This is a genomic window from Halalkalibacter okhensis, assembly GCF_000787375.1.
Taxonomy (GTDB): domain Bacteria; phylum Bacillota; class Bacilli; order Bacillales; family Bacillaceae_D; genus Halalkalibacter; species Halalkalibacter okhensis.
In genome coordinates this window covers 49,767-61,982 of the sequence record NZ_JRJU01000017.1, presented here as the reverse complement: position 1 = coordinate 61,982, position 12,216 = coordinate 49,767, and the positions used below count along the sequence as shown (strand labels likewise).

9 protein-coding genes are annotated in these 12,216 nt (G+C 38.1%); all 9 read right to left on the bottom strand.

Annotated features, from left to right (window positions below; all coding sequences use genetic code 11):
* Positions 1–536: 536 nt before the first annotated feature.
* A complete protein-coding gene (locus LQ50_RS13340; protein WP_034630152.1) occupies positions 537–1,637 on the bottom strand; it encodes a glycosyltransferase family 4 protein in 1,101 nt (366 codons plus the stop codon).
* Positions 1,615–3,060 (bottom strand): O-antigen ligase family protein, encoded by a 1,446-nt coding sequence (locus LQ50_RS13335; RefSeq protein ID WP_034630150.1) that lies wholly within the window; start codon positions 3,058–3,060, stop codon positions 1,615–1,617. The genes LQ50_RS13340 and LQ50_RS13335 overlap by 23 nt, the downstream gene beginning before the upstream one ends.
* A gap of 2 nt (positions 3,061–3,062) precedes the next feature.
* On the bottom strand, positions 3,063–3,947 hold the full coding sequence (locus tag LQ50_RS13330; protein ID WP_034630131.1) for a PIG-L deacetylase family protein: 885 nt from the start codon (positions 3,945–3,947) through the stop codon (positions 3,063–3,065).
* A gap of 21 nt (positions 3,948–3,968) precedes the next feature.
* Entirely contained in the window at positions 3,969–5,003 is a 1,035-nt protein-coding gene (locus LQ50_RS13325) for a GNAT family N-acetyltransferase (RefSeq protein WP_034630129.1), read from the bottom strand.
* 7 nt (positions 5,004–5,010) lie between these two features.
* Entirely contained in the window at positions 5,011–6,513 is a 1,503-nt protein-coding gene (gene murJ / locus LQ50_RS13320) for a murein biosynthesis integral membrane protein MurJ (RefSeq protein WP_034630126.1), read from the bottom strand.
* A 48-nt stretch (positions 6,514–6,561) separates the two neighbouring features.
* Positions 6,562–7,281 (bottom strand): WecB/TagA/CpsF family glycosyltransferase, encoded by a 720-nt coding sequence (locus tag LQ50_RS13315; protein WP_034630123.1) that lies wholly within the window; start codon positions 7,279–7,281, stop codon positions 6,562–6,564.
* An 11-nt stretch (positions 7,282–7,292) separates the two neighbouring features.
* Positions 7,293–8,363, bottom strand: coding sequence for a glycosyltransferase family 4 protein (locus LQ50_RS13310; RefSeq protein ID WP_052144753.1), 1,071 nt, complete (start codon positions 8,361–8,363; stop codon positions 7,293–7,295).
* A gap of 33 nt (positions 8,364–8,396) precedes the next feature.
* Positions 8,397–9,671, bottom strand: a complete 1,275-nt coding sequence (locus LQ50_RS13305) for a nucleotide sugar dehydrogenase (protein ID WP_034630121.1) — start codon at positions 9,669–9,671, stop codon at positions 8,397–8,399.
* A 216-nt stretch (positions 9,672–9,887) separates the two neighbouring features.
* Positions 9,888–12,152, bottom strand: a complete 2,265-nt coding sequence (locus LQ50_RS24395) for a SpoIID/LytB domain-containing protein (RefSeq protein WP_052144752.1) — start codon at positions 12,150–12,152, stop codon at positions 9,888–9,890.
* Between the last annotated feature and the right edge of the window lie 64 nt (positions 12,153–12,216).

Genomic DNA, 12,216 nt, shown 5'->3' with positions numbered 1-12,216 from the left:
AGCGGAACCGTTGCCATGTTTTAAGCCAGCTAAGAGTGGGGTTCTCTTAGCTGGCGCGCAACGTGTGCAGCCATTGCGCTTCCTCGAGTTACTTTCAAGCGCTTCTCAGCTACCTCGGTTTTCCCTTTTTCAATACCTTCTAAGCAATGAACAGAACCGTTGCCATTTTTTAAAGCCAGCTAAGAGTGGGGTTCTCTTAGCTGGCGCGCAACGTGTGCAGCCATTGCGCTTCCTCGAGTTACTTTCAAGCGCTTCTCAGCTACCTCGGTTTTCCCTTTTTCAATACCTTCTAAGCAATGAACAGAACCGTTGCCATGTTTTAAGCCAGCTAAGAGTGGGGTTCTCTTAGCTGGCGCGCAACGTGTGCAGCCATTGCGCTTCCTCGAGTTACTCTCAAGTTCTTTTTTCAACTGCCTCCGATTTTCTCTTTTTCAAGGTCTTCTGTTACTTTCATAAAGTTTTCAGTATCCTAAAATGAGTGATTTCTCCTCTTTAAGAACCCTGTCTTCCGTCCTATGAAATCTCCTTCATTCTAGCTACAAAAGTTCAGCATACTGATTCTGAACTTCATGATATAACTGGTCAATTGAGTACGTCGTGGAGGCTTTCTCATAAAGCTTTGTACCAACACGATCTAACTCGCCTTGCTTAAATTTATTATAGGCGTCGAGGATCGCTTGAAACAATGCTTCTTCATCCTTCACGGGCACAACCCAACCTAATGAGGAATCTGAAATGAGGTCTTTGACTCCTCCCACATCAGTAGAAATAACTGGTGTTTTTGCACGAGCCGCTTCCAATATGACTAAAGGAAAACTTTCGCTGTAAGAAGCTAATAACTTCACGTTTGAGACTTGGAAAAAGGCATGAACATCCTTTTGAAACCCTAACAATTTGACTGAATCTGATAGATCATGCTCTTGGATCTTCTTAACAACCTCATCCTTGTACGGCCCATCCCCAATTAACAGGAGCTTCACAGGAACTTTCTGATCAACTAACTTCTTCACTACTCTTAACACTTCTGTATGGCCTTTTATTGGATGAAGACGCGCGACCATGGCAATGACAAAATCGCTATCTTCCACTCCAATCGACGCCCGATCCAACTTATTAGATACCGGTTCATCAAAGGAGATTCCATTGTATATTGCTTTAATTTTATTTCCATCAATGCCAAACTCGACGAGCATATCCTTAAATCGATTGGATACAGCAAAATAGAAATCCAACTTTTTTAAAATCGTTAAGTTCAACTTTGTAAATAACTTTCCTTTGATCCCGCCGTTGATAAAATCATCTCTTGGGTCGCTATGAACCGTTGTTACCCACAGACATCTTACTCTTTTTTTAATAAAGAAACCGAGTAAATTAGCCCTAGGACCATGAGTATGCATAATTGAGATGTTTTCGTTTTTAATAAAGGTTGAAATCGTTGCAAGTATGGATAAGTCATACCTGCTATTCTGCCGGAACAACTGAACATCTAATCCTGCAGCAACAGCCTCTTCGTATAGCTGGCCTTTTTGCATAACACCTAGAACAATTTCCCCTTTTGGAAATTGTTCTAGCAAAGAGATCAAATGATTTTTTGATCCGCCGGTTTCTCCTCCACTAATTAGATGAAGAACTTTCATAAAGGTCCTCCCCATTTCGGATGATACTTCCTACTACACCCATCAAGATGAAAAAGTAAAGAGTGAACGTTTTATTTTCCCAAATATTATAAAACATACAAGCCGGTAACGTCCCGGCTAATACAGCAAACATGACCAAGGCAAGCGGGGTTGCCTTCCTAGCCTTCCACAAATACAGCAACATTCCGATAATAAAGGTCGCATATAACAAGACTCCTATTGAGCCGGTTTGAACAATAATTTGGATGTATTGGTTATCAGAATAGAAATCCCGTTCGATTCCATACTCTTCATAGATCGGTGAAGAGTGGCTTTTGGTTGCTGAATCTCCAAACGTTCCAAAGCCGGTTCCTATAATAGGGTGATCTTGGAATACCTCAAATCCTTTTGTAATAAAAAAGATTCTCCCCGTGCTTCTACTTAAATCTAATATATCTTCATTAAACGTTTCAGAAAGCCTACTGCTTAAATCGGCCCTTGTTTCTTCTTTTTGTTTCTCTTGCTTTGTAGCAAAAGGACTATCTTCAATTACCCCTACAGCCAAATTGACTGGAAAATAGACAAAAAGAATCGCTGTAACAAGACCAAAAGCCCCATGTTTTACTAATTTCCAATTTCTAGTTAGCAGCAAGTATAAAGCAAGCCCAAACAGAACCGCTATCCAAGTTCCACGTGAGTACGTAAAAACAAATACCCCTAGAATTAAGATTAACCCGCCATTGACTAGCCATAAGCATTTTCCTGTAACAAATCTTCTTAAATAATAAGTTAGGAAAAGAACAAATGTTAAGTAAATCGCTAAGACATTCGGATTTCCTATTAAGCCATAGATGCGAATTTTATTGGTCGCTGATAACGGCATACTTGCCCATGTTTGCGGGAGTAGCCAGCTTCGCAATGAAAGCTTCTCTACTAACCCGTGAAGGCAGATAACAATGGCCACAGCAAACGTCGTCCATAAGAACGTACGCACTTCTTCTTTTGTAATCGATAAACGTGTTACAGCATAAAATAATAAATACGTAATAACAAAGGCACGCAATTGAAAAATAATTGCACTTAAACTAACACCCGTTACATAAGCGGAAACAGCCCCAAGCAGACAAAATAAGAAAAAGGCCCACTCAAAAACGTGAAATCTAAATAATTCCTTCCACTGTTTACGGTAGTTAAAGACCACTCTTAAAAAGACAAAGATAATAATGGCATCTCCAATTGCTTTTAAATTTGGTTCAAATTCAATCAGAAATGGTCTTGTCGGAAAGTAAATCAATAATAGAATAATGGCCTCTTTCGGACGTAAAAAAGCGAATATCATGACAGCAACTGTAATTATTTGCGCCAATAATGGAATATTTAAAAAAGCAGCTGCCACTAAGAAAAAAACAAATCCTACAAGTAGGGCAATCTTTTTACCACTCATGTCTACAACCCTTCCAGCAAATCATACAATTGCTTTTTCTTTTCTCGATTTTGATAAACTCCCCAAAGAAGTGTTTCTGTTTTATTCACTTGCTTAAACAGCGACGAATATGACGTATTCTTTTGAGCTAAGGTTTCGGCTCTTTTTGAAAATTGGTCAAAAGATTGCACTAAGAAGCTTTCAACAAACTGAACTTCTTTAGGATCCTTCAACAAATTTGTCTTCACCTTTGACAAATAAACAAACCCATCAAAATCAATCGCCTGTGACTGAAAGACATCAATCGCTTCTTCTTTTTTTTGTTGATACTTTGTGATATCTACAACTGCGTTTAGCGAATTCGGATCAATTGGACAATTGATTTCATAGCACCAAACTTGCCCTTCATAAGAAATTTCTCTTAACGCACTTGCTAATGCCATCCCGGTTTGAACATGATCAGAGTGACAATCAACAAAGGTTGGACAAAAGATAATCTCTGGTTGAAACTGGTTTACGTAGTCTATTAGTTGATTAACAAACTCGTTATGAACCGTTACTTGGCCATCAGGCTCATCAAAAAAAGAAATACTCGTCATTCCAAGAATGTCTTTTACTTGACGGGCTTCTTTTCTTCTTTTTTGAATTAGAACTTCTTTTGAATCCGTCGAGACACTTTTTGCCCCGTCCGTAATATAGATACAATGAACGTCTTTCCCTTGCTCGGCAAGAGAGAGAATGGTTCCACCTAGTCCAATCGTTTCATCATCAACATGAGGAGCCAGCACAAGAATTCGCTCTGCCTTGATTTCAGTTAATGGCAATTGTCTCTTGTAATACTTCGAAAGGAACCATTCGTTTAATGGAAGAACTATTGGCCTAGCCAATTTTAATATGGTACGCTTCATTTTCTGCACTCCTAGTCCGAATTAAAAAGAATCGACATCACCGGGCGTAATAAACCAATTTTCAATCTCATTCGCCTTATTATTGCCTTCTTGTAATGACACACCGACAAAAGGCATCGGAGAATCTTTATGGATGAAACCGCAACCTTTTAATTGAGAATAGAGTCGCGTATGTTTCAAAGCCCAAGTACTAATCATATCAGAATTCGACAAATTGCGTAAGGATGTTTCAATTAATTTCAACCAAACTTCATTTTCATCCACGGCAAAGATGTCAACCACATAGCCTAAGTTTAAATGGACTCCATTTATTTGCTTCTCTTGTATGGCTGTAACGGCATACCCTTTTAGTATACCACCGTCTACATAGCCAATGATGCTATATTTATTTGTAGGATTCTCAAAATATCTCCAATTTACGTATGCCCGATCCCTTTTTAACATTATTGGATACTGACCCTTCGCCCGCTCCCAAAGATCATCAAATCGGTCATCGGCTTGCTTAATTGGAACGAGATTTGGACTTTCTTTCAGCAGAGCTTTTCTCCTTCTTAAGACATTCCCAACCGATTGGACAAGAGGAAGCTTATTTATTGAGGCAGGCAATTTAGTCATCGCAAGCTTTACTGGATTATTAACATAAATTAACCTCGGAACATAACATAATTCTTTTGCTCCTGTGTACTTTTGAAAAAGTTCTTTTGCTTTAGGAGCAGGAAAACCGTATAAAAAGTCCACGTCCTCTTCTTTGCTGCTTTTTACGACATGATGAACAATATCCTTATAAATCCCCTTGCCACGGCTAGATGGTGATATCATGGCATCAGCACGCATCCCAAACAACTTTTCTTCCGTCCCTACTTGCACTTTTACTGGCATGACTGACACATGACCACAGATCTTGTTATTATCCTCATAAACAGAGATAATCTCTTTGTTAATCGGGTTTTTCCTGAACTTCCAATGCCATTCTTTCTCAGAGCGCTCTTTCCCGAATACTTCTTTAAATAACTCATTAATTCCTTTTTCGTCATTGCTTTTGTAGTTTCTAATCACAATCGTATCACCTGTTTCTTTTCAATATGAAACCAATAGCTGTTGTTTTTAATAAAACAGAAGATAGAGCATAGATTACTGCTCCCGTTATGCCTGTTATCACAATAATTAATAATGGCTGTTGAACCAATGTTTGTACTTTTGGAATGGTGTATACCAACACAAGAGACATAATGGATGTAGCCATGATTACCTTTAAGAACTCTTTTCCAATAAACTTCAAATTTAATCCTTTAGCCAATTTAATTAATATTATAAAACAGATCGTGACATAAATGGCCCCAACAAAGGATGAAGACAAGGCCAACCCTTGATAGCCAATCCAGTTACTAAATAAATAATTAAACAATATATTTAACCCAATTGAAATCCCACCGACAAAAAGGATAATATGACCTTTCTTCTTGGAATAAAATCCTTTTGTAATGACACCATGTAAACTATAAAAAAGAACCGAACCTAAATATAAAATAGCTACTTGAGTTGTGGCAACGGTTGCCTCATGAGAAAAAGCTCCTCTTTCATAAATCAATTCGATTAATTCACTCATCAAGAACATCATACCAACAACAGCAGGCATTAGTACAAAAAACATCAAGGTCAAGCCTTGTTCAATTCCTTTTCTAAATAAGCCGTCATCTTGATTCATAGCTGCCTTTGATAATAGAGGGAAAACCAATGTTCCAATAGTTACCCCAATTAAAGCTTGTGGAAAATGGACAAGGCGGTTCGCATAATTTAAATAGGCGATAACCCCTTCATCAAATCCATTCGCAAAAATGGTATCGACTAACAAATTGATCTGCCCGACAGCTACTGTAATTCCAACTGGTATAAAGATGATGTAGAACGCTTTTACATCGAGCCAATCCATCTTCGTTTTGAAAGCAACGAGCTTTCTGCGAAGAACATATACATACTTTACAGCTAATGAGACAATCGCACCAAGTAAAAATCCAATAGGTAGCGAATAAACTCCAATGACTGGCGATAGCGTAACCGCACCAATGATCGTAAAGACAACGACAATTACCTGTGACATGACAGAGAAAGAAAATTCTTTCCTCGCATCAAGCAAGCCTTCTAGCACGGCATTGATACAAACAATAAAAATAGCCACAAAATAAATAATCGAAACCCATACAGCGATATCCGTTGCTTCAAGATGGAAATTAGGATAAAGAATCGGAATAATGTAGGGAGAAATCACAATTCCAATGACAGAAAGAATAAGTCCAATGATGGCTGTTCCTTTAAGGATATGTGTTAGATGTTGTTTTTCTCTTTGTTCCGTTAACGCTTCTATGTAGCTCGGTACAAATGTATTCTTCATTCCTGTTGTCATAAAAAGAATAATCATGTTTGGAATGATAAATGCAGCTAGGTACGCATCTGTCACATAGGTATCGCCAAAGTAATAAGCAATAATCATATCTCGAATCATACTCGAAACTTTTAATAATAAGGTTGCACCAAAAAATAAGATACTTGCCACTTTTAAGCTTTTCATATTTGTATTACTCCATTTCAGGACAAAAAGGCTTGTCCAAGAACAAACCTAACGCCTTATTGATTTTAACACCTGAATCATAAATAATGGCAAGGCCAACTGACGCTTCACTCGTTTTGGTTCTGACAGCAAGCGGTATAGCCATTCTATTCCGAACTTTTGAAAAAGACGAGGTGCTCGTTTTACTTGACCACTAATCACATCAAAAGAGCCACCCACTCCTTGATATATGGATGCATTTACTCGGTTCATATGTTCCAGAATCCATAATTCCTGTGTGGGACTTCCTTTTGCAACAAACAAAATATCTGCCCCAGAACGATTAATCGCTTGAACCACTTTTTCATCGTCCTTCTCATAGCCATCAATTGTTCCAACAATTTGTATGCCATTGTATTGCTTCTCTAACTCCTGCTTCGCCATATTCGCCACTCCTGGCTTCGCTCCATATAGGAAGACTTTATAGCCTTTTTCCGCTGCAAGAGTACATAAGTGAAGCATAAGGTCAACACCAGTTATTCGTTCGGTAATGTTGCCTTTTGTCAGCTTTGAAGCAACGATCACACCAATACCATCAGGAATTTGATAGGTTGCTTTATTCAGCAATTCCTTTAACTCAGGATCATCTTGTGCTTTCATAATTTTCTCAGGGTTGATGGCCACACAAAAGGACTTTTTCTTTTCTTTTATATCACGATCCACTTCCTGCATGAGTTGTTTATAATTATACGGACATACATCTACACCTAAGATGGTTTCTTTTTGCATAATTCAATTCCTTAACTTGTTTTATTCTTAATTTTATCAAACATTTGCAGAATAGGTCGATACGTTCTACTGATTAACGAAAATTTTTCGATTAGTACTTCTATAAATAAGACCAAAGCAATAAATATAATGGTACTTGCCATAGAACTTACTTGTGAAAAAGCAACAGCCGTAACACCAAATACCGTTGCTAACAAATATATAATCAAAACGGTCTGCTTGTGGCTATAGCCAAATTCAAGAAGTTTATGATGAAGATGGCTTTTGTCTGCAATCGTTATTGGTTTATTTTGAATCGCCCTTCTAATAATAGCAATTGCTGTATCGATAATTGGAACCCCTAAAATCAAAAAGGGAATTAACAATGAAATCGTCGTGACTTGTTTGAAACCCATCAAAGATACAACCGCTAATATAAACCCTAAAAAGAGTGCACCGCAATCCCCCATAAAAATTTTGGCGGGATTAAAATTATAAAATAAAAATCCAATTACAGCTCCAATAATGGCAATAGATAAAAACGCGACGACCACATTTCCCATTAGAATTGACAAAACAAAAATCGATACCGCCGCAATTCCTGATACACCAGCTGCCAGTCCATCTAACCCATCAATTAAATTAATCGCATTTGTTATGATCACAATCCATAAAAATGTGATTGGAATACTAATCCAGTACGGAACAGCTACTGCTTCATTAGAAAACGGTACATTAATGTATTGAATGGTAATTCCTGACATAAAAATGACAACGGATGCAGCAAGTACTTGTCCGATAATCTTTTGGATCGGGGTTAACTGAAACAAATCATCTAATAACCCTGTTGCACCGATGATTAATACACCCAGAAGAATTCCATAACTGAGGTCAACAAACTGAGAAATAACAAAAAAAGCGATAATAAACGTAGCTATTAAGGCAATACCACCAATTCTAGGAACCGCTTTTTTATGTACCCTTCTCTCACCTGGCTCATCCACTGCTTTGATGGCGTAACCGAACTTAATCATAACCGGTGTTAGAAGACAAGAAGATAATATTGTTATCAGAAACACAAATATAAGCAATTCTGTCAACATTATCTCCTCCTCCTCACTGTTTTCTTACTTTTATTATTTATTAAAACTTCCTAAAGTATAGGTTGAAAATCCTGCCTGTTCCCATGAATTTGTATCGATACAATGTTTCGTATCATAGATAATCGAACATCTCATAAGATCTTTTAACTCGTTAGCATCCAATTGTTTGAAATAATCATGGTCCGTTAAAATTAATAATAAATCAGAGCCTTTAACGGCTTCATGCAAATCTTGAGTTTGGCGTTTTAACTGATTTTCCTTTATATGCGGATCGTAAGCAACATACTCAATGCCTTTTTCCTCTAAATGATGAATAATATCTAAAGAAGGACTTTCACGCATGTCATCAATGTTGCCTTTAAATGCAAGACCAAGTACCGTGACTTTCGGATTCGTAATCTCATTGTTCTTAAAAATCGATTCGACACTTTCAACCGTATATTTCGGCATCGAATCATTCGTATGACGAGCTAATTGAATAATCTTAGCCAACTCCGGCGAACTATCAAATAAGAACCAAGGATCAACAGCAATACAGTGTCCACCAACACCTGGACCTGGTTTATGAATATTCACTCGCGGGTGATAATTGGCTAAATCAATCGCTTCCCAAACGTTGATTCCCATTCCATCACTAATTTTTGCAAGTTCATTCGCAAAAGCAATATTCACGTCACGATACGTGTTTTCAATTACTTTTACCATTTCTGCTGTTGTTGCGTCCGTTACATGGATCGTACCCTTAACAAACGTCCGGTACAATTCAACCGTTCTCTGACTGGATTCTTCATTAATCCCTCCGACAATGCGGTCATTGTTGACAAGCTCTTCAAATAGCTTTCCAGGAATCACTCGCTCTGGCGAATGGGAAACAAACAAATCAGTTCCCATTTCTAATTCTGTTTCTTTTAATACGGGAAGAATCACATTCTCGACCGTCTTAGGCGGTACAGTCGATTCTAAAATGACTAAATCACCTTTCTTCAAATAAGGGACGATCGACTGAGTGGCCGATTCTACATATGTTAAATTCGGTGTTTTATCTTTATTTATAGGTGATGGCACAGCAAGAATGAATATGTCGGCCTCTTTTGGAACCGTATCAAACGTTAAGCTTCCACTATCAATAGCCTCCGCTAATTTCTCTTGAAGACCAGGTTCTTCAATGTGTAACTGCTTTTGTTTTAATTTTTCAATCGCAAGTTCATTAATATCAACACCATGAACTTGGTAGCCATGATTTGCAAACATTACTGCAGTCGGCAACCCGATATATCCTAAGCCAACTACTGTTAAGCTCTTTTTCATTCTTCATCCTACTTTCTTTATATAATAAACCGGTATCCTTTTTAATCGTAGCAGCAAGCTAGCCTCCATCTATACTATATGATAACAATTATGATGAAAAGGTTATTTTATTGCAATTATATATTTTTACATAAAAAAGAAAAAAGTCGTCAAACTATTGTCAATGTAACTCTAAATGTATGTAAAAGAGGCTATCATTAGACAGCCTCCCCATTGTTACCTAAGAATAATCCTTTGAAGATCATCTCTTGTCTTTTGACTAATTGCGCCTGTTCCTCCTAAGTAATGTATATGAGGGACAAACTGAATTTCAGAATTAATATAGCTACGAACGGAAGATGGTACACCGTCTTTTTGCGTTAACACAATAGGTGCTCTGTTCTTTGCAGCTAATACTGAACCCGGTAGCGCATCTATAAATACTTCGCCACGTGCGAAGAAAATATTGCGTGGATCAAGATCTAATTGTTTCACAATTTCTGTGCTCGTTGCATAACGATCTGGACCACTAATTCGAGACACATTGCTATTACCAACGACTTGCTTCAAACGGTTTTCAACATTTGCAGAAACCGCAACTGTTCCACCAATAATCGTTGCCTTTTTCACATTATTAGACTCGATATACTTCTGAACACTGCTTGGCAATGAGTTTGCCTCTGAGAAAAGGATCGGTATGCCATTCATCGCCGCATACGATGCGATCGACAGTGCATCTGGTGAATTCGAACTCCCAGACGTAATAATGACTTCGTTGACCCCACCAATTTTCTTTGCTACCTCGACCGATGTCGAGTAACGCTCAGGTCCTCTTACTCGTTCTACGTTTGATGCTACTTTCTTCAACTCATCTAACGCCTTCTTAGAAACAGCCTGCTCTCCACCAAGAATATAGACATTCTTAATGTTTTGAGAACGAAGAAGTGACATGACTTCGCTTGGAACTTTATCTGTTTGTACTAATAAAAGCGGTGCATCATGTTGGTTCGCTAACACACTTCCAGTTAACGCATCTACTGGGTTATCGCCTCGACCAATCACGACTGTATCAAATGACTTCCAGCCATACTTCGCAATTTCAGCACTAGTGGCATAACGCGTCGAACCACTTAATTTGCTATTCACATTATCATTAATATAGTTTGAATTGCTCGTATTAGGGTAATAGAAAGATAGGATGTCATTTACGCTCTTTCCATCAAGAGCCATCCCTCTAGCACCGTATTGACTCATTCCAACGCCATGGCCAAAGCCTCTACCTTTAATTGTATATTCGCCTTTTGATGATAGATTCACTGAGTCGATATAGATGCTTCTCATTACAGCTGTACCAAATATCGTACGAAGCTCTGAAGCTCTTGTACTAGAAGAAGAACGTAGAGTATGGATCTTAATCTTTCCGTCTTCCATCACATAACTGCCATCTTGATTTTTCACAATAAAATCAAAGCGATACGATCCGTTGACCTTACGTTTTCCTTGCGTCGTACCACTAAATGATAGGTCGCTAATTTTCGTTAACTTAATTTCCTTGCCTCTGTAGTCACTTTGATTGTTAATCCATGTTTTAATATTCTTAATAGCGTCATGGTTGTGATCCGCTTCGCGTGTGTCATTCCACCAATCAGCCGGTTTTCCCTCTAATTTCTTAGGGTCAATTTGAACTTCTTTAAATGAGAACTCCCAGCGACTATTTGGGTTATCCTTTGAATCGTACGGATCACTTTTTGCTGGTAAATAGGCAAGTCCTGCCGCTTGAGGACTCGTTCCCCATACGCCTGTATTGGTTTCTGTATGGCCACCATTGCTCGAGCTATAGTAAGCTGGGAAAATCGTTCCACTATGTGTACGAACATGTCCTTTTGTCTCATTTACCGCTCGATCTGTATTCGCATGATGTCTAGAGTAGCCTTCGTATTTTTGGTTAGCAACTGTATCCACTAACACGCCACCAGAATTATTCATATGGTGAAACGCATAGTTACGAGCAGAGACAGCCTGTGCTTTTAATGCCTCTAGTGCATTATTGCCCCAGCTTGCAGGCATCTCACCTGGTACGACACCTTTTAAATAATCTTCCATTGGCAATGTATTAATCGGAACAATGGCGTTATTTTCTCTTGTAAATTTGACCGCACCTAAATAACTACGATCATTGATCGCAAAACGATTGGCTGTACCATATTTAACGGGTCTAATTTCAAATGAGTTCGTAAATGTTTTTACTCGATTATTTCCTTGAAAAAGTTCTATTCTATTATTATTAATTCGAACTTGATAGTTTCCCTTCAATAAGAAGTCAGGGTCATTATCCAAATAATAAGTTCCTGTTATTGATAAATTCATCGTTGTTGCATTGTTATTGTACTGTATTAATTTGACTGAAACTTCATTTGGGATCGAATCCGCTCTCGCTTCTGATATCGCAAGCGGGAAAATCAATACCGTTAACAGTACTACTGCGAAGATCTTTTTTAGCAAACTTGTCGCCTCCTACTTCCTTTAAAATTACTCCTGTCAATCCATCTATCATTCTATCACTTTT

What these genes read in the sequence shown, in the direction of transcription:
- LQ50_RS13330 (WP_034630131.1), bottom strand. Translation starts at nt 3,947, where the DNA reads ATGAAGCGTACCATATTAAAATTGGCTAGGCCAATAGTTCTTCCATTA.
- LQ50_RS13310 (WP_052144753.1), bottom strand. Translation starts at nt 8,363, where the DNA reads ATGTTGACAGAATTGCTTATATTTGTGTTTCTGATAACAATATTATCT.
- LQ50_RS13340 (WP_034630152.1), bottom strand. Translation starts at nt 1,637, where the DNA reads ATGAAAGTTCTTCATCTAATTAGTGGAGGAGAAACCGGCGGATCAAAA.
- LQ50_RS13335 (WP_034630150.1), bottom strand. Translation starts at nt 3,060, where the DNA reads ATGAGTGGTAAAAAGATTGCCCTACTTGTAGGATTTGTTTTTTTCTTA.
- murJ (WP_034630126.1), bottom strand. Translation starts at nt 6,513, where the DNA reads ATGAAAAGCTTAAAAGTGGCAAGTATCTTATTTTTTGGTGCAACCTTA.
- LQ50_RS13305 (WP_034630121.1), bottom strand. Translation starts at nt 9,671, where the DNA reads ATGAAAAAGAGCTTAACAGTAGTTGGCTTAGGATATATCGGGTTGCCG.
- LQ50_RS13315 (WP_034630123.1), bottom strand. Translation starts at nt 7,281, where the DNA reads ATGCAAAAAGAAACCATCTTAGGTGTAGATGTATGTCCGTATAATTAT.